Source organism: uncultured Dokdonia sp., assembly GCF_947492535.1.
GTDB lineage: Bacteria > Bacteroidota > Bacteroidia > Flavobacteriales > Flavobacteriaceae > Dokdonia.
Genome location: NZ_CANLNH010000013.1, coordinates 88173 through 107773 on the forward strand (window position 1 = coordinate 88173; position 19601 = coordinate 107773).

Below are 19601 nucleotides of genomic sequence, written 5' to 3' on the forward strand. Positions count from 1 at the left end.
CAAAATTCAAGATTTAACTATAATAATCTGCAAGGTAAATGACTCATTATTAGGTATTAGAAGCCCTTTTTGTGCTAAGGTGTATTTACCTGTGGTGAAGGTGTTTTATGAAAGGTGTGGTTAAAAATAAAAAGCATTTTATGTCACAAAACGTTACAAAAAGCGTCTATCTTAGTATAGCTAATCATTCTCTATGTTATTTGAACCTCAAATTCCAGAATTGCAACGTCACATCGATCATTATTGGATTATAGATGATATTGCGCAGTTGTCTTTTGGGAATCACCAATTATATGCTTATCCTGGAATTACTCCAGATATGATTATTGTATTGGGAGGGTATTATACCATTGATTATATGGGGAAACGTTTCAAATCTAATAAAAGTCAGTTGTTTAGTTTCATTCATAAAGAAGTAGTTATGGATTTAACGCATCTTAAAGCCTGTGTTATTATTAAATTTAAATCCCGCGGACTTTCTTCGTTAAAACCTTTTTTAGATCTTGATTCAGATACTCTTATGCGAGATTCAGTTGCATATACAAATGATGTATTTGATGCTAAAATAGAGCAGTTTAGATCACACTTACAAACGTTAACAGCCCCAGAAATAGCTATAGAACTAGATCAATGGTTGATTGCGCATTATAAAAGAGAGCGAGAAGGATTTGTAGTTGAAATGGCACAAGAAATAAGCGCTACCTGCGATCTTAAAACCATTATGGAAGCCACAAAGTATTCGTATTCCACTCTAGAGCGTCATTTTAAAAGAGATACAGGATTGACTCCTAAAAAATTTCAATCATTACAACGATATAAGCAAGCGGTTCGAGAATTATACACCACTCAAAATGCAGATTGGCAGCATTATATAGATGCCTATGGGTATTATGATCAGAGTCATTTTATCAAAGAAATAAAGCGGTATACGTCATTTACACCCGCGCAATTATTAAAAACTCCTGCCTTTATACAAGTCCGCCCAAAGTATTCATGACGAATTTTTACAATGGTAGCTTTCGCGAAAGCGTAATCTTTGCAAAAAACAATACTATAATGACGATCAGATATTACCTTTTATGCATGGCACTATGTCTTTTAAGCTGCAAAAATCAAAAAACAGCAGTAAATTATGAAGATTCTCCAGAAGAAGTACTTACCCGTATTTTAGAAGAAGAAGTACAGGCGACAGATGTCAACGTTGCTGGAGTTTCCCTCACCGTGATCTCCCCTCAATTGGGAATCAATTTTTCAGGCGCATCTGGCTATGACAGTACGACTAAAAACCAAATGCTATCTCCAGATCAACCTTTCCGAATTGCGAGTTTAACTAAAACCTTTGTTTCTACGAGTATTTTACGCTTACGCGAAAAAGGACTTGTATCAATAGACGATCCAATTACGGACTATATTTCCAAAGAGCACATTGCTATTCTAAAAAAAGGCGGGTATATCCCTTCTAAAATCACAGTAAAACACTGTATGATGCATACGAGTGGTCTTTTTGATTATGCCGAAGGCAATATGGATTACATCACTGAAGCCTCTAAAGATCCTAATAAACGATGGACACGTACCGAACAAATACAATGGGCCATGGATCATGGAACGCCGCAAGGAGCACCAGGAGAAAACTATCACTATAGTGACACGGGCTATGTATTATTAGGAGAAATCATAGAAAAACAGACAGGTAAAGGCCTTGCACAAGGCATGCGAGAATTACTGAAATTTGACCAATTAGGAATGTCTTCTACATGGTTAGAATCACTAGAAGATCGCCCTAATGGATTACCAACTTCTGTAAGACGATACATGGATACTATAGATGCAACTGTATGGGATAACTCTGTAGATTTATATGGAGGTGGAGGATTACAGTCTACAACAAGAGATTTAGCAACCTTCTTACAAGCATTATTTTCAGATAAGATTTATGAACAATCTGAAACCTTACCCGTAATGCTTTTAAAATCTGAATTTTCTGGTGATCCGTTGACTGAGTATCGTTTAGGTTTTGGGTATATTAAAGGAAAAAAATCTGATATAGAAGCCTATATGCATTCTGGTTTTTGGGGTACGTTATTTATACATTTTCCAGCATACAATTGTTCTATAGCGATTAACCATACCAATGATGAAAGTAATGGTGCGTTACAGAAAGTGATAGATTATATACAATGGCTAGATGAGCATCAATCATAATTATCTTTTTTATTGATTACGATTTTCATGAATTTAAGTAATTGATAGGTGTTTTATTATAAAAGCTTACTTCTAAAATGAAGTTAAGTTCGTTATTGTGTCTATTGTAATCTAAAAATCAATAGCTTATGTTTATCAAACAACTTATCGTAGTTCTTGTCTTAATAAGTTTTAGCTGTACTACTATTGCGCAATCTAAAACGAGTAAAAAACAACGAAAAGAACAAAAAAAGATAGAAAAATTTGAAGCCATCAAAACCTCTTTTGAAAATGCAACATTTACTTTTGAGGTGAAATCAATTTCAGTACGAGGGAGTCATATTCGAGTCACTTCTAATGCAACAGGAAGAGGTATTGTAAAGGTATATGGAGATAAAGTAAATGCGCATTTAGCTACTATAAAAGCGGCATATACAAATAACAATCCCCAATATTTAGAAACCGAAATGAATATAACTAATTATGTTGTTTCATATCTTGATCAAGGTAGAAAAGTTCAAACAAGTTTTGTAAGTGCCTATAAAGGAAATACCTATGAATATACGTTTAGTGCTACACTAGATGGAGATTACATTTTAAAACTCGAAGGGAGTGATAGAGAGACTACGATGTATACAGGAAAATTGAAAGTGTAAAAGTGCTTAGTGATTTTATATAGATCCTTACTCTATACTAAAAGATAGTTCTAGTATTGGAGGCACTTTTGTAATGGTAATATCCTGATCAAATAATCGTTCTAAATTATTACCAGAAACATCTTCAATGATAGGTTTGTGTTTTATAGTGTAAGTATTTTTAATCCAATTGTTTAGTGGTGAGAAAATAATTTTATTTTGATTGGATTGAATTGTGAATTTTCCTTTAATTTTTTTTCCAGAGAGATCTACAATGTGTAAGGAATTTTGAAGACTTCCATAGTCTAAAAGTTCTTCATACTGTATTACTAATGGGGCTTTTGTATTCGCTAGGGGAGGTTGTAGTTCCCAAGTAGTAATAGAAGGCTTTGTACGATCTGAAGTAATCACTGTAAAGGAATGTTTAAAATCTGTTTCCATAGGGATTCCTTGACGATCTTTTAAGCTCTTGTCAATAATCAATGTATAAGATTCATTGGGTATAAGTACTTCTCCAAGACGTTTATTAGGTCCTAAATCTCTTTTTTGGCGTCCAGGTTCAATCCACAAGGTAAGTAATGTTCCATCATTAGATAGTAAAGGCGTTTCTAATGGAAGTAATGCTCTATCTACTTTAGTCATATCACGGTTATTGATAAGCGTGATGTGGTCATAAACTTTTGAAGGGTTTATAGGTTTTGAAAATTGTACATACCATTTTAAAAAATTAGCAGGCAGTGTATCTGAATTAGGATATAAAGCTTGTATCTGCAAATGGGTGTAAGACGATTCTAGTGCTAGTGTAAAAGGAAAGACTTCGTTATTATAAACGACGGTATAGTGACTATTTTTTTGAAAGGGGAGTATGGGAATAAAATAAGTCTCCGTATCGTTTTGAGAATACCTTCCTAGAATTGCCTTTTTAGATACGGTTTGATCTATAGAAGTATATGAACCTTTATATACTTTAAAAAGTGATTTTTTTGAGTCATTATCATTTTTTAAAGCTATGGTATCACTAGTAAAAGAAAACCTTGGAGATTGAGCATTCATCTCCAAGGCTATTACTACGAGAAGTATACTCAGGATACTTCTTTTTTTATATAGATCGTTTATAACCAACGGTTATTACTTGTTTTCAGTGCTAATTTTCCAGAAGCTTCTCGTTGAATAAATACAAATTCAGTATCATTAAGCTTATCTAATTGTTGCACATTTACAAATGGTAAGTTGATAAAATCAACACCAGCGGTATCTGCACGTTCAGGAACACGTGTTGTTAATGAATCTCCAAAAGACTCAATATCTGCTACTTTAATTTTCATCAATGCTCTATTGGTATTTGCCATTAAGATATAACGAGCACCTTCTTTTTCCATTTCAATAATATCTAAGGGAGTATTCCAGTTCCCTAACTCAGCAACTGTACGGCCTTTGGTATGCGCTCCTGATTTTAATTCGCTTAATGGAAATACCACTAATGGTGTACACGTATAGCTTGCGATAAGATGTGGCTCATTATTGATTTGCGTAGTTGTAAATGCTTTTATAGGTGAAGCCGTTTCATATTGCCCATGCGCAGCGTGATAAATCTCTAAAGAACTAGCTTTTTGTTTTTGAGTGAATGGAAAAGGAATAGCTCTAAAAGTAGAAGCAAATTCAGCATTACTTAACCCAGATAACATCACTTGCCCGTTTGCGTATTTTATATCAGAAATAGCCCATTTGCGTAATGATCTTCCGCGACGGTCTTTTGCTTCTGGGGCAACTGCATTAGAAACATCAGAGGTCGTATACGAAACCGATTGTAATGGTACCATTTCTAGAGAATTATTATTCACTAGAAAAAGGATTGATTTCCCTGAGCTATGCTGTGTACCAATATAGATATTCTGATTTGCAGGATTGACAACCATATCTACAATTTGTAATTGGTCACTATCAGCTCCTAAAAGTTCGCTTAAAAGGAGTTCTACATCTGGAATGTGTAATTTCTCATTCGTTGCTTTTGGAGCTGTACTCATATCGATAGCAACGATTTGAGCGCCTTGACTATCTCCTATAAATAAAACACCTTCAGGGCTGAAGGTCATTGCGTTTATAGAGCCTATTTCAGGATTTCCTGTGATAAATCCATCTGTGATCGAAGTGTTTGCAAATAGGGGTGTTAACAACAGCCCTAATGCCATAGTGAATAGTATCTTTCTCATTTTGGTGGTTTTATGATAAAAGTAGTTAAAATGCAAATACACATGCGTGAAAGAAATGTTAAGTGTTTCTCTGTCTTTATAGTGATATGGATGACTATTGACTGGGTCTAATTAAAAATAGAGAACTTCTGTTTAACAAACTCTTGAGACATATTTACCATAACATTGGCACGACTCTTACATCTAGTTAGATATTTTCGTAGCAACTAAAAACCATATCATGAAAAGAATTATCTACTATGCTTTAGCATTATGTTTCAGTTTGTCCCAAGCACAAGTTTCTACAGAAAGCGCGTATAAAGTAATCTATGAAGCCGATAAAGATGGGAATCAATTATCTGGAGATCTAGAGACGTTAATCGCATTGGTACAAAGTGGAAATCCTATACGAGTAGGGTGGGAAATGGAATTACAAAACCCTACAGATGAAAGTACATATGTGTTAGAACACTGGTCTGATGCTGGTTTTATCTCTATACATCAAGGTCATGTATTTGCCCAAATTCCCTCTATCTATGGACAAGGCTCTTCGGCTGTACAACCTGAGTTTAATCAGGATCCTTCTATGTTTCTTGTCAATAATAAGCCACATGGGTGGGTTGCTATAGTAGGGACGACAGGCGTGTTGAGACAAAAAATGCTACGTGATGAACGTACCGTTACCTATATGAAAGAAGCAGGAATGACCGATGAACAAATAGAAGAACAACTTTTAAAAATGGAGACAAGCCATTTTAAAACGAAATGGGCAGTAGCCGTAAAATAAATATGATATTGGATATTTAGAGCCTAATTTTCACATACAATTACAAATGGCATAATACTTGATTTGAAGGGTAGCAACCATCCAGAGCTTCATTTTTTAAACCATCAATTATGAAAAAAGTAATTCTCTTAGGACTGTTATGTCTTTATTCCATTTCTCATGCTCAAAAAATTCCTACTCTAAAAGTAGATGATAAACCTCTTGGGCTTTCTTCTCTGAATATAGACGTAGTCGTTACCGGTAATATTGCCACAACGACATACGATATGCAATTTTACAACCCAACAAATGCTGTTTTAGAAGGTGCTCTAGATTTCCCGTTAGGAGATAGGTTTTCGGTATCTAGATTTGCACTTGATATTAATGGAAAACTCAGAGAAGCTGTTGTAGTAGATAAAGAACTAGGACGTGTTGCCTTCGAAGCTGTCGTGCGTAGACGTGTAGATCCCGCATTATTAGAAAAAGGAACGGGAAATAATTATAAAGCACGTATCTATCCAATACCAGCCAAAGGTTACAAACGTATTGTACTTGCTTATGAACAAGAGTTGAAATTATCAGAAGGTAAACATTACTATGATATACCGCTAGCGTTTCAAAATGAATTAGAAAATTTTGATCTTAAAATCACGGTATTTGATCAAAAAACAAAACCTATTATAGAAAAAGGAACAATCGATGGTTTAGGGTTCACGCCATGGCAACAAAACTTCACAACGGCAGTACATAAAGAAAACTATATAGCTAACAAGCCTATTCGTATTCAAATTCCTATAGAAGAAACTGTTGCAAAAAAGTTGCGAAATGATGAATACATCTATGTGTATACAACAGTAAACAAGCAGAAAAGAACACGAAGAAAGCCTAAAAAAATCACCTTATTATGGGATGCTTCTTTAAGCATGAAGACTAGAGGTCTAAAAAAGGAATTCGATCTTTTAGATGCCTATTTCAAAGACCTTTCAAATGTAGATGTAACACTTGTCACATATAGTAATGCGATTAGATCAACAGCTACTTATAGAGTAAAAAACAAACAATGGGCAGCTCTCAAAAATGCGTTAGAGACTACAGTCTATGATGGAGGAACCGACTATTCTATACTTACGGATCAAAAATTCAAAGGAGATGCCATCTTATTATTCACCGATGGGATGCATACACTAAGTACGCTTGATATGTATAGTAAAATACCTGTTTTTACTGTAAATAGTGTGGTGAAGGCAAATCACCAAGCATTACGTCAACTAGCAACGACAACGCATGGAGCCTATATAAATCTTATAAATACAGAGACAAAAGAAGGCATATCTATACTTACCGAGCAATCTTTTCAGTTTTTAGGATATACATCTACAAATACACACGCAGAGATCTATCCAAATACAGCACAGGCAGTGACTAATGATTTTTCAATGGCTGGAAAAAACCTTAAAAATGGAGATCGTATTACGTTGCAGTTTGGATATGATGGAAAGGTATCTCATAAAGTTGAGATTGTGGTTGATAACGCTTTCGCGAAAAGCGATATCATAAAACGTCTTTGGGCAAAAGAAAAACTCCAAATACTAGCACAAAACGTAAAAGAAAATAAAGAAGTTATTACAGCATTAGGAACGACCTATCAATTAGTAACAGATTATACGTCATTAATTGTACTTGATGATGTGATGGATTATGTGCGTTATAAAATCACACCACCGGAAGAACTACAAGAGGAATACAACCGAATTGTATCTCAAAAAAAGAATGTTGGAGTAGCAAAGGCTGTAGTTAATGGTGATCAAAGAATCGATAATACGGCATCTGAAAGAAGAGCAAGGGTTTCAGAGGGAGAACCATTGGATATGATGGGAATTTCTTCAAACAGTCCACCACCTCCGCCAGCACCTGAAATCATAGAAGTTGTAGATGACGAAGAAATTATTGAAGAAGAGATTATCGGAATAGAAGAGGTAGAGGCGATTTCATATGGTTTTTCAGAAGCTCCAAATGCATTGGTTTATCAGAGAGAAGCAAATGATTTAAATGCAATGCCAGTTGATGGGTTTTTAGATGGAGGTGTTCCTTTTGTAGCATTAGATATCCCTCCAATATATCCTGGCTGTGAAGATGCTTCCAATAAAAATAACTGTTTCCGAGATAGCGTGGGTGATTTTGTGATGCAAAATTTTAATGAAGAGGTGTATGCTAATGAACAAATCTTACAACCCGGTAGATCAAGAATATTAATTACGTTTAAAATAGATACCCTTGGACAAATAAAAGATGCGAACGCTAGAGCAGGAAATTCTATTTTACAACAAGAAGCGATACGTGTAGTAAAAAGTCTTCCTAAAATGCGCCCTGGAGAGCAAAATAAGAAAAGAGTCGAGGTCGTATATTCATTACCAATTACGATTATTATTCCAGATAACGGACAAACGCCAATAACTCCTGCATATCCAAAATATAAAGGGAAACTTAGTGTAAAAGATCGAAGCATTAGTACACCATATCTGAATGAATTACGTGAGATAAAAGATGTGGGAAAAGCCTATGAATACTATCTCATACAACGTACTTCGTATCAAAAAGAACCTGCTTATTTTATAGATGTAGCTAACTTCTTTAAGAACACATTTAATCATCCAATATATGCAAGACGTATTGTGTCTAATATTCCAGAGATGGATGGCGATGATTACGAATTACTAAAAGTATTTGGATATCAGATGCAATTAGAAGAAGCTCATGATATTGCAGCATATATTTTTGAGCGAATACTAGAATTACGCCCTGAAGATTCACAATCTTATAGAGACTTAGCACTTGCTTATGAAACGATAGGAAAATGCCAAGAAGCTTTAGATTTATTGATGTCTATTGTAGATGGAAGTATTTATGAGAATAATCAGCGACGTGTATTTAACGGCGTTAAAACCATTTCAGAAAAAGAAATCGAGCATCTTGTTTATGAATATAAAGATGATTTGAAATTAGATAGTGTTCCGCCGTATTATAAAGATATAATGCCCTATGATGTTCGTGTTGTGGTAGATTGGAATCATAATGATACTGATATAGATCTGCATATTATAGACCCTAATTTAGAAGAGTGTTATTATAGTCATAATAAAACAACGATAGGAGGGATGATGTCTGAAGATATGACACAAGGGTTTGGTCCAGAAGAATACACTGTTCAAAAAGCAATAAAGGGAGATTACTTTATTAAGGTTCGGTATTATGGAGATCGATATCAAAAGGTAGAAAACCCAACTTTTATGAAAGTAACCATCTTCAAGTATTATGGAACAATTAAAGAAACCAAGGAAACACAACTTTTACGCCTTACCAAAGCCGATAATGAGGAGATTATAGCAAAGCTTTCGTTTTAATGAATAGTGTTTATTTGTTATACGTTTTGTTGTATACGCTTTCGCGAAAGCGTATAAAGACACATGTACGATAGATAGTATTCATAGCTATAATTTAGTGTATCTGTATTCATGAATATACGAGTAAGCATTTATAAGTAATTACTATGATAATCCAAAAGCTTTTTACTTTTATATCATTAGCTTCAAAGATCACAAATTATTCACTTACGTATAAAAATAATGAGAACACAATAATAGTTACTTTTGATACTACACAAACAGGAGAGAATTATCATTTAGAAATTATAGTACATAAAGGAGAATCAACTATAGTTAAAATAACTACAAATAAAAGAGAACCCGTTATATATGAAGGCAACATCAGGTAATCAAGGTATAATCGTAAAAAAAGAGATCTTTATGCTATTACTACTAGCATTTACTATGAATCCTATTTTTTCACAAGAAAAGAAATCTAGAAAGGAAATCAAGCTTGAAAAGAAAAAAGCAAAATTTGAAGCTCAAAAAAAAGCAATGGAAATTGGGCAGTTTGGTTTTGCGATACGTAAATTACTTTCTTCAAATATTGGTACGAAAGATTTTGTTGCAGGTATTGTATACGTAAGAGGCGATCAGGGGCAACTTGATGAGGTAGTATGGTATAATTCAATAAATGAAACAGTACGACTAAATAACGATTTTAATATCATAAACTATTATGTGGTTCCTTCAAGTAATAGTCAGAAAATGACAGCTTCTTATCAAGGAGTCATTAATGGTAAACGTTATTCATTTGTCAATGAAATTGCTTTCGGAGAAAAACCTAAACTCAAGATTACTGATAGTGATGGTATTGAAATCTGGTATACCGGTGTTTTTGACACTAGAAATTAATACGCTTGTCAAATACATTTACGTGGAGTTATACTTTACTCTATTCTATTAAACGTTTTTTTAACCCGATTCATCGTTTTACTAAGGTGTATATGTGCTAAGTTGGGAAATAGTATCTTATTTTTAAGCTGTGATTTCACTCAAGTTTAATAAATCCGATTATAAGCTAATTGTCATTTTTACGATTATAATGACGATATGGCTGGCTTTAAAGTTTTATACAGAAAACTATTCATTAGGTCAGATTCTATTTGATATTCCAATTATCATACTTAAAACCCTAGCGGCTTTATTCATGTTACGTTGGATCGCTCAAAAGTTTTTTGTAGAGAGACAGCAGTACTTCTTATTTTTAATTTTAGGCATAGCTGCACTTGTTATCACAGGGTTTGTTGACTTATTACGTGATTATTTAGGATCTGGTCGTACTTGGAGTGATTTGCCATCTGTTGGGTATATTATCGTGCATAGTTTTTATTATTCATCAGCAGATTTAGCGATGCCATTTTTAGTAATTATGATCAAGAAATACTTTGAGAATCAAACATCACTTGCTGTTGTAAAAGAAAAACAAAAAGATGCAGAATTAAAATTACTTCGTTCACAATTAAGCCCTCATTTTTTGTTTAATAACCTTAATACGGTAGATGCGCTTATAGATTCTGATACGCAAAAAGCTAAAACATATATAGCAAGATTATCTTCTTTATATCGTTATTTTATAAAAACAAAAGAGGATGATATAGTTCTTTTACAGGAAGAGCTCAAGATGGCAAAAGATTACTTTTATTTAATTCAAACACGATATGGTGATGCGTATACTTTTGAAGTAGTTGATGAGTCCGCTATCAAGATGTCTAGCGATGCAGAAGTTTATACTGAGTATAGCCGAAGTGTACAGGCCTATATACCATCAGGAGCACTTCAAACCGTTATTGAGAACGTCGTAAAACATAATAAGATTACACATGGTATTTCTATTCATATATATCTTAGAATTACAGAAGAAGCTATCATACTCACAAATTCTAAAAATAGTGACGCGAAGAGTGCCGTTGAATCTATGGGTACAGGTCTCAAAAACTTAAAAGAACGCTATGAGTTACTGGTAGGTAAAACAATTTCAATTACAGATACAAACACCCATTTTGAAGTATGTTTGCCACTTGTAACCCTAACTAATATTGATTAAACAATGCATATTCTAATCATAGAAGACGAGATCCCTGCTTTTGAGAAATTACGTATGCATATATCAGACCACTTAAAAGGGGAATTTACCTATGACTGGGCTCGATCAATTACAGAAACGCATCATTTTTTAGAAACACATCAATACACTATTATTTTTTCTGATATTAAATTATTGGATGGACTTTCATTTGAAGTTTTTGAAAAAATACCCATTACAATTCCTATCGTTTTTTGTTCAGCATATGATGCATATCTCTTAGATGCATTTAAAAGTAATGGTATTGCCTATATTTTAAAACCTTATAATCAAGAAGATATTAGTCAGGCGTTTACTAAGTATACAACCTTATTTGCAGAACCTCTTAACCCTCAAGTATACAGTGATATAAAATCTTCATTATCAGAAGGGGATAGTACCTATAAGAAACGATTTGTCATTAAAAGTAAAAAAGGCTTACATCTATTAGAAAGCGCAAAAATTGCGCTAATTCATGCCGAAGGAGATTTTTGTAAACTGATAGATTGTGAGGGTGCTACACATTTATATTCTCAAAATATAGGAAATATCTATGCGACCTTAGATCCGCATCAATTTTTCCGAATTAATAGGAGCCAAGTTATACAGCTGTCTTATATCCTTGAAATGGAGAGTCATTTTAAAAATAGATTATTACTCACCATGAAAGGTGTGAAAGAAAAAGTGATGACAAGTTCTGGTACTACAGCAAATTTTAGGCTTTGGCTGGATAGGTAATATGCATATCACTCTAGTTGATCCTAATTTTAACCCAACTCATCTATTCTTGCTTTCTTATCTGTACTTATTTTTTGATTTTTGAGGATGAATCAAAAAATCAACTTCGTTATGACAACACTTATTAAATGGATTGTAATTGGCCTGATAAGCTTTTCGGTACATGGACAAATTATTAAAAATCCAATTGGTCAAACAGTTTCTGAAGAAGCTATTACTACTTTTTTAGAAGCGCAAATGAAAAAAACAGGAACGCCTGGTCTATCTCTGGCAATTATAAATAATGGAGAGATTGTTTATCATACTGTTAAAGGAAAACAAGGGCCAAATACACCTATGAGCTCAAAAACAATTTTTGAAGGCGCTTCCTTATCCAAACCGTTATTTGCATTTTTTGTGATGCAACTTGTAGAGAAAGGAGTTCTGGAGCTAGATATTCCTTTATATACATATCTTCCTTATAAGGATATTGCGCATGATGAACGATATAAAAAAATGACAGCACGTATGGTGTTATCACATACCACTGGATTTCCAAATTGGCGAGATGAAAATGGAAGAACAGGGCTTACCATAGATTTTGAACCTGGCACACAATTTCAATATTCAGGAGAAGGATACCAATACCTAGCGTTGGTATTACAAAAACTATTAAAAACAGATGCAAAAGGACTTCAAAAGAGATTTCATAAACAAGTAGCAAAACCTCTTGGACTATCGGTTACACGTTATATTCCGAATACTAAAAATCAAAAGAATAAAGCACAAGCGTTTAAAAATGGAGAATGGCTTCCTGTGAGTAACCAAGGAAATAAGCAATTTGGAGCTGCGTATGGTGTAAACTCAGAAGCAAAAGATTGGGCAAAACTCATGATTGCATGGATGAATAAAGATGGATTGAGTTCAGATGGATATGCAGAATTATTTAAAAAACAAACAGAGTTGCCTGATGATAATCCCAATAAAGCTATGGGAATCTCTCATCTTACTTTAGGGTTCTATAACGGTACGTTTCCTTTTGGAGAGGTATATGGACATGGAGGAAATAATGACAAAAAATTTACATCCTTGTTTTTCTTTGTGCCAGAAAGTAAATGGGGTGCTGTTTTATTTACAAACTCAAGTTATGGAGAACAAATGGGAATGGAATTTTTTCAATACATTCTCACAGCTGGAAATTAAACAAAATAAAAGAGCAGTATATCTCAAGATATGCTGCTCTTTCTGTATATAATGGAAGTTCTTGTTGTTATCGTATCGCAGTGATATCAGAATCACCTCTAGCACTTTGTTTTACTTTTGAAGGGTTTCCAGCATAACGTAATTCGCTATCTCCACTTGCAATTGCATCTAGTGTTTTGGTTACAGTAACAACCGCTTCACTATCACCATTCAGTACAATCGTTAAGTCCTGTACGGTAAAGTCTTTATTCTTAAATTCACTATCAGATTTTAAATTTGCATTCATTGTTTTTGCAGATCCTGTTATTTTTATTTGCGCATCAGATTTTGCGTTGATAAGTAAAGTATCAGTGGTAATATCTCCTTTAAATACTGCGTCTCCTTTACAATTTATACGTATGGTGTCAGCTTTAAGTGGTGTGTTTAGAGTTACTATCGCATCTGAAGATGCATTGTAATCTGTAATCATATCTGTAGAAAGTGTGACATCTAAAATCATTTTTCCTTTAAACCACGTATGTTTCTTTAATCGTAGAAATAACGTATTTCCTTCTTTATAGATGTTTACATATTCCATAAGATTACTATTTGCATTTACAGTAATAGCATCTTGTTGTCCTAAAGAAACATTTACATGAAAATCACTAGCGACATCTAGTTGTGTATATCCTGAATAATCAAAAGATTTTGTGGTCGTATCTGTAGAAAGCTTTAGAGGCTTCTGTGCAAAGGCTTGCATACTAAAAAAACTTACGAGAACGATGGTGATAATGGATTTGAAAGTCATAATTATTAGTTTTGAGATTGATGTTTTGTTTTTATTTGTAGTAGAGACCCGAAGAAAAATGAAATGTTACAGTTCTATTTTAAAAGGGTATATATATGCTTTCAAGGAACGTAGTGACGTAGAAGTTTATGCTGAGCTGAGACGAAGTACGAAAGCGTACTCAGAAAAATAGATTTTAAGGAATGATTTTTGATTATAAATTAGTAATTTGAATAAATTGATTACTTATGAAAACGTATTTGCTCGCCTTTACTTTCCTGTTAACCATTTCTCAAGTAACATGGTCACAATCTCGATCAGAAAAAAAAACGCTTAAAATAGAAACTGAAACCAAAGACTATCAAAAAGTAAAATCATTGGTAGATAGTGGAGCATTTTTCTTTAATGCAGATTGGGTATATCCTCGCTCAATGAATCAAATCAACTTAATTAATAATCCAGGTATTATTAGATTTACCTCTACAGATTCGGTAAAAATACATTTGCCTTATTTTGGTGTTGTACGAATAGGGGGAGGGTTTAATCAGTCAGGTGGCATACAACATAATGGAGCAGTATCTGACTATAAGGTTGTTCATAATGATGAAAAACGATCTTCTGTGATTACATTTATTGCAAAATCACCTTCCGAATCGTACGATATCAGTATGACTGTATTTAGTAGTGGAAGTACATCCATTTTTGTAAATAGTACCAAGAGAGATGGAATTCGATACCGAGGTACCTTGGCATATATAGATGAGACATTACTTACAAAGAGCTGATCGTTAGTATCTGATCTTTTATTAGTGAAACACTATTTTATAAAGTCTGTAAGACGCATATGAAATAGATAGTTGAATTAATCCCTCTTTTTTAGCGGGATCTTGGTTTAATATTTCAACCCTTGGGTCGATTCCTTTTATCAGGTCCAGGACTTGCCCTAGGATTTAATACCTTCTATTTGAGAGGTGGTTATTTTTTGCACTTCAGAGGGTTGTAATCCATCTAATGTGATATTTCCTACGCGAATACGTACTAACCTAAGTGTTGGATATCCTACTGCTGAGGTCATTTTGCGTACTTGTCTAAATTTTCCTTCTTTAATAATAACTCGTATCCAAGTAGTAGGTCCATGACGATTATCACGAAGCTTTTTAGAACGCTCTGGTAGGATGGGTATTGTATTTAGTCTTGAAACTACACAAGGTTTTGTTAGATATTTTTTTCCATTAAAACCTATTTCTACTCCTTTCGATAAAGCATCAATAGCTTCTTGTGTAATAGCTCCATCTACTTGTGTATAATACTCTTTTTCTATCCCCGATCGATTTATGGTATCACTTAACTTTCCATCGGTAGTAAGAAGTAATAAGCCTTCAGACTTTTCATCAAGTCTTCCTATTGCCATTATCCCTTTCGGGAAATCATATAATGTGCGTAAGAATTTCTTTTTACGTGCTTGTCGCTCATCATTACTCAGCATCTGACTGATATAGCCATAAGGTTTGTATAATTTGAAATGAGAATGCTCTGGCATATATTGAAATCAAAGATTAGAAATTTGTAAACAAAGAAATTTAATTTAAAAAACGATGTAATACTTTGCTAATTGCTGCTGGATCTACAGGTTTTGAAATAAAATCATCACAACCAGATTTAAAAGCTCTTTGGATGTCAGCTTGCGTAGAATATGCTGTTTGGGCAACTATAGGTAGTTGAGGATTTATTTTTTTTAATGCTTTTGTTGCTTCGTGTCCGTCCATAATAGGCATTTGAATATCCATAAATACAAGATCTATTATATTGTTTTCTGTGTATATATTGACAGCTTCTTTTCCATTTTTGGCTCTGTAGATAGATAATTTATGATTATCATATCTTTTTAAAATGGTTTTTAGAAATAAATAATTTACTTCTCCATCTTCAGCGATGAGAATAGTATACTCATCATCTTTTGAATCATTGATAACCTTTTCTTTGGTTGATGTCGTAATTACACTAGAGGGATGGTAAGGAATATCTAGTGTAAAAGTAGTTCCTTTACCTATTTCTGATTTTACAGAAAGGTGTCCATTCATAATGTTACAATATGATTTTGTAATAGAAAGTCCTAAGCCTAAACCTTCAAATAAGTTAGAATCTTCTTTACTAGACTTTGAATAATTATCAAATATAGAAGTTAAATGCTCTTCAGAAATACCTATTCCAGTATCTTCAATACTAATATGTATGCGGCTCTCTTCTTTACTAACTATAACTTTGATATGACCTTCCTGTGTAAATTTTATAGCATTGTCTATTAGGTAGTTAATAGCTTTTGATAGTTTGATTTTGTCTATTAGAATACTACTATCTTCTTCTGAAATAGTGTCGATAAGTTCGTAATTAATTTCTTTTTTTAATGCTTTAGATGTATAATTGTCAAATGAGTTTTTGACCACTTTTTTTATGTTGGCATGCCTCTTTTGTGGAGTTACTTGACTACTCTGTAATAGCGAAATTTCTAGGACATTATCCATCATTTCCATTAAGCGAGCACAGCCATCTGTAATAATGCTAGAATATTCTTCTTGTTCTTCTATTGTAATTCCTGTTTTATTAAGTAAACCAGTAAACCCCATAATAGCATTCATTGGAGTGCGCATTTCATGAGAGATATTATTAATAAATGATGTTTTGAGTTTACTACTTTCTTCAGCTTTCTTTTTAGCCTTTTCAAGTTCTATCGTACGATCTTTAATTTTCCATCTAAGATAACGGTTAATGCCTATAATAGTGATTAACAAGAAGGCTACAACTCCTAGAATATACATCCAGAAATTTGCTTTTGTATAAAAAGGGGACACAATATTATATAACCAGTTTTCTAATATATTGTTTCGCTCTTCAAATGTAATATTCTCTGTTGCTTTATAAATAATATCACTTAGTTCTGGATGTGTTTTTGTAACCGCTATTCCTGGGGTGTAATTATAATCTAATTCTGAAACTATTTTTAGATTATCAAATTGCTGAGATTTAATAAAATAATTAGTAACAGCCTTGGGACCAAGATAATATTGTACTTCACCATTTTGTACACTTTTGAGGCATGATAGGTCTAGATTACAATTATCTGCAATATTAATTTTTGGGTAATTTTTTTTCACATAATCTATGGTGGCAAACCCTTGTGGCATAGTTACAGTCTCACCCTCAAGATCTTCTAATGTAATACCAAATGGAGTATCTATATTACTTACAATGACATAAGGAGTCTCAAAAAGTTTATCATAAAAATTTAAATACTCTTCCCTAATTTCATTTCTTTGAATTTCTAATATGAGATCAATTTTATGATCTCTTGCATCTTGTAATACATTTGTAAAGTTATTATACTCAACACGTTCAAATGTATAGTCTAGTTTTTCTTCTATAATTGATAAATAGTCTATTAATACACCTTCTACTTGACCTGATTTATTTTTGAAGTTATAAGGAGGGTAGTAGGGGAAAACAGCTACTTTAATAGTATCATTTTTAGCTAACCAATCTTGCTCCTCTGGAGTTAAAATAGTAGATTTCGTACACGATACAGTAATAATCGCTAAAAGAAATATGATTAGAATTCTTCTAGGGGTAGTCTTCCAATATTTCATGATTATTTAGTTAGTTGAACTAAATATAAAGAAAAATATATTAGCACAAATACGAATAACCTTTGTAGCTGCCTTATACTCAGTTTTAATCAGTAAAACTCCATATAAGAATACGGCTTTTTTTATGCCCTTGTTGCATCTCAATTACTTGAGGTGTTGCTTGAAGCTTTTTTAATTGTTTTATAAGTTTTGGGAGATTCTCTTTTTTAGATATTAAGGTTGTGAAAATACCAACATAGTGCTTAAAGTCAACACTTTGTTTGATCATTCTCTTTACAAATAGCGCTTCACCACCATTGCACCATAATTCATTAGAGACACCTCCAAAATTACGAGAGGTAGTTTTACTTATCTGTAGTTTTTTGTTTTTTTGAGTATTTGCTTTTTGAGCATCTTCTGCAGAAGTGTAAAAGGGAGGGTTACACATAGTGAAATCAAAATATTCCCCTTCTTTAATAATCCCTTTAAAGATATTTGCTGGAGTTTCTTGTAGCCGTATCTCAATATCAGTTAAAGCCTCAGCTGCATTTTGTTTTGCAATAGCAACTGAAGACTTACTGATGTCGGCCCCAACCATATCCCATTTGTAGAGTTGTGTTGCTAGTAAAGGATAGATACAGTTTGCACCTACCCCTATATCTAGCCCCCTACAGTATTTCTTAGTATTTATAATGTCTGCTATATAATGTATATAATCAACTCTATTAGGAATAGGAGGGCAGAGGTACCCATTAGGTATATCCCAATTATTGATATTATAATACTGGATTAATAAAGCTTTATTAAGAGCTTTTACAGCGAGCGCATTTGAAAAATCAATTGTTTTGTTTTTATACTCATTTACAAAAACGTATGCTTTTAAAAGCGGATTACATTTTTGTAATAATTCAAAGTCATACGATGATTTATGAAGGTTATTGGGATGCAAAATAGATAGTGTTTTTATAGATGCAAGATACTCAATAACCTTAGAGGTTATTTAATATAAACTTCTACTGTCATGTTTGCATTACCCCAATTATAATTTTCTCCTGATTGAGCATATCTATTAAATACATAGGTAATATTTTCTATTTCTTCGTTTTGCTCTATGTATCCGTTTAAGGAAAACGTAAACGTACGATCAGAAGAAGTTGCAGAAAGTATCTCTGTGTATAAAGCAGAGAGTGTATTCATTTTTGCAATTTGTGAAGAATGACCCGCTGCATCACCTTGAAGTGGTAATGAAAATTTTCGTGATCCTGCTTGTGCCTCAACACCATTTTTCAAAAAACGAATTCCCATGTATGTTCCCAGTGGCATATCTTCTACTTCTGCACCCATAGGAACGGAATAAGTTACTTTGATAACGGCTTCATAATTAGCCGGAATTGTTATGGTTTGTGCCAATCCAATATCGATATTATTTACAGTTTCAGTTCCTGAGCTAAGTGTTGTTCTAATACTATTTGCAGCTTCTATAGTAGCAATATCATAAAGCGACAATCTGTTTGATTTTACCACATTTCCATTGTTGTCTACAGCAAGTGTTGTAGCTGGAGTCGCACCTTCTACGGGTGTTGTACGAATTCTTAATTCGCCATTTACATCCAGTGTTTTTGTGGGTTCTGTTGTATTAACTCCAATTTGAGCATTTGCAAAAGATGCAACAGCTAACATAGTAACTATAAGTAACTTTTTCATTTTAATCAGATTTGGGTGAGACAAAACTATGTAAAACAAAAGGCTCAATTTTACTATTTTGCTCACTTTTCGATAACTGCAATAAAAAAATCGTTTAACTCCACAATTTTTACGGAAAAATCTTTCTAAAAAAGGAAAAAACGTATCGATTTTATGGTGATTTTCATGAATATTTACGGTTTTACCATTGTGAAAACGACGGTTTTTTGCTTAAAAATGATTGATTTTTTAATACAAAATCATCGCTATTTTAGTGTCTAAAATGGTAAAAATTAATAGTACGCTTTCGCGAAAGCGTATAAAAAAACAGCAAAATTCATTAGTTACATA

18 protein-coding genes are annotated in these 19601 nt (G+C 33.2%); 11 read left to right on the forward strand and 7 right to left on the reverse strand.

Annotated elements, in window-relative coordinates; all coding sequences use genetic code 11:
* The first annotated feature begins 193 nt into the window (after nt 1–193).
* The 3 genes from Q1A60_RS16370 (at nt 194) to Q1A60_RS16380 (ending at nt 2840) form a co-directional block, all read left to right on the forward strand.
* Entirely contained in the window at nt 194–997 is an 804-nt protein-coding gene (locus tag Q1A60_RS16370) for an AraC family transcriptional regulator (RefSeq protein WP_299767150.1), read from the forward strand.
* Between the two features lie 86 nt (nt 998–1083).
* Nucleotides 1084–2205: a serine hydrolase gene (locus Q1A60_RS16375; RefSeq protein ID WP_299767149.1), complete on the forward strand. Its 1122-nt coding sequence runs from the start codon at nt 1084–1086 to the stop codon at nt 2203–2205.
* A gap of 128 nt (nt 2206–2333) precedes the next feature.
* Nucleotides 2334–2840 carry a DUF4251 domain-containing protein gene (locus tag Q1A60_RS16380; protein ID WP_299767148.1) on the forward strand — a complete coding sequence of 169 codons (507 nt, stop codon included), beginning with the start codon at nt 2334–2336 and terminating at the stop codon, nt 2838–2840.
* Nucleotides 2841–2867: 27 nt separating this feature from the next.
* On the opposite strand, the gene Q1A60_RS16385 is transcribed toward Q1A60_RS16380, so the two are convergent.
* On the reverse strand, nt 2868–3872 hold the full coding sequence (locus tag Q1A60_RS16385; RefSeq protein WP_299767147.1) for an Ig-like domain-containing protein: 1005 nt from the start codon (nt 3870–3872) through the stop codon (nt 2868–2870).
* 59 nt (nt 3873–3931) lie between these two features.
* Nucleotides 3932–5029: a hypothetical protein gene (locus Q1A60_RS16390; protein WP_299767146.1), complete on the reverse strand. Its 1098-nt coding sequence runs from the start codon at nt 5027–5029 to the stop codon at nt 3932–3934.
* Between the two features lie 220 nt (nt 5030–5249).
* Here Q1A60_RS16390 and Q1A60_RS16395 point away from each other — a divergent pair, with 220 nt between their 5' ends.
* From Q1A60_RS16395 to Q1A60_RS16420, 7 genes are all read left to right on the forward strand, one after another.
* Nucleotides 5250–5795, forward strand: coding sequence for a hypothetical protein (locus Q1A60_RS16395; protein ID WP_299767145.1), 546 nt, complete (start codon nt 5250–5252; stop codon nt 5793–5795).
* A 110-nt stretch (nt 5796–5905) separates the two neighbouring features.
* Nucleotides 5906–9175, forward strand: a complete 3270-nt coding sequence (locus Q1A60_RS16400; RefSeq protein WP_299767144.1) for a VIT domain-containing protein — start codon at nt 5906–5908, stop codon at nt 9173–9175.
* A 146-nt stretch (nt 9176–9321) separates the two neighbouring features.
* Nucleotides 9322–9546 (forward strand): DUF4251 domain-containing protein, encoded by a 225-nt coding sequence (locus tag Q1A60_RS21630; protein ID WP_363322598.1) that lies wholly within the window; start codon nt 9322–9324, stop codon nt 9544–9546.
* Nucleotides 9527–10051 carry a hypothetical protein gene (locus Q1A60_RS16405; RefSeq protein WP_299767143.1) on the forward strand — a complete coding sequence of 175 codons (525 nt, stop codon included), beginning with the start codon at nt 9527–9529 and terminating at the stop codon, nt 10049–10051. Before Q1A60_RS21630 ends, Q1A60_RS16405 begins: the two co-directional genes overlap by 20 nt.
* A 130-nt stretch (nt 10052–10181) precedes the next feature.
* Nucleotides 10182–11243 (forward strand): sensor histidine kinase, encoded by a 1062-nt coding sequence (locus tag Q1A60_RS16410; protein ID WP_299767142.1) that lies wholly within the window; start codon nt 10182–10184, stop codon nt 11241–11243.
* Between the two features lie 3 nt (nt 11244–11246).
* Nucleotides 11247–11999 (forward strand): LytTR family DNA-binding domain-containing protein, encoded by a 753-nt coding sequence (locus Q1A60_RS16415; protein WP_299767141.1) that lies wholly within the window; start codon nt 11247–11249, stop codon nt 11997–11999.
* 111 nt (nt 12000–12110) lie between these two features.
* On the forward strand, nt 12111–13181 hold the full coding sequence (locus Q1A60_RS16420) for a serine hydrolase domain-containing protein (RefSeq protein ID WP_299767140.1): 1071 nt from the start codon (nt 12111–12113) through the stop codon (nt 13179–13181).
* 67 nt (nt 13182–13248) lie between these two features.
* Here Q1A60_RS16420 and Q1A60_RS16425 read toward each other — a convergent pair whose 3' ends face one another.
* Nucleotides 13249–13968, reverse strand: a complete 720-nt coding sequence (locus Q1A60_RS16425; RefSeq protein ID WP_299767139.1) for a head GIN domain-containing protein — start codon at nt 13966–13968, stop codon at nt 13249–13251.
* A 227-nt stretch (nt 13969–14195) separates the two neighbouring features.
* Between Q1A60_RS16425 and Q1A60_RS16430 the strand changes: the two genes are divergently transcribed.
* Complete coding sequence (locus Q1A60_RS16430) at nt 14196–14732, forward strand: DUF4251 domain-containing protein (RefSeq protein ID WP_299767138.1); 537 nt, start codon at nt 14196–14198, stop codon at nt 14730–14732.
* Nucleotides 14733–14890: 158 nt separating this feature from the next.
* Here Q1A60_RS16430 and Q1A60_RS16435 read toward each other — a convergent pair whose 3' ends face one another.
* The 4 genes from Q1A60_RS16435 to Q1A60_RS16450 all read right to left on the reverse strand — a co-directional run bounded on the left by Q1A60_RS16435 (nt 14891) and on the right by Q1A60_RS16450 (nt 19271).
* Nucleotides 14891–15487 carry a pseudouridine synthase gene (locus Q1A60_RS16435; protein ID WP_299767137.1) on the reverse strand — a complete coding sequence of 199 codons (597 nt, stop codon included), beginning with the start codon at nt 15485–15487 and terminating at the stop codon, nt 14891–14893.
* Nucleotides 15488–15527: 40 nt separating this feature from the next.
* The gene (locus tag Q1A60_RS16440; protein WP_299767136.1) at nt 15528–17588 is read right to left on the reverse strand and encodes a transporter substrate-binding domain-containing protein; all 2061 of its coding nucleotides are present in this window, start codon (nt 17586–17588) and stop codon (nt 15528–15530) included.
* An 85-nt stretch (nt 17589–17673) separates the two neighbouring features.
* On the reverse strand, nt 17674–18516 hold the full coding sequence (gene rlmF, locus Q1A60_RS16445; protein ID WP_299767135.1) for a 23S rRNA (adenine(1618)-N(6))-methyltransferase RlmF: 843 nt from the start codon (nt 18514–18516) through the stop codon (nt 17674–17676).
* A gap of 47 nt (nt 18517–18563) precedes the next feature.
* Nucleotides 18564–19271: a hypothetical protein gene (locus Q1A60_RS16450; RefSeq protein ID WP_299767134.1), complete on the reverse strand. Its 708-nt coding sequence runs from the start codon at nt 19269–19271 to the stop codon at nt 18564–18566.
* Between the last annotated feature and the right edge of the window lie 330 nt (nt 19272–19601).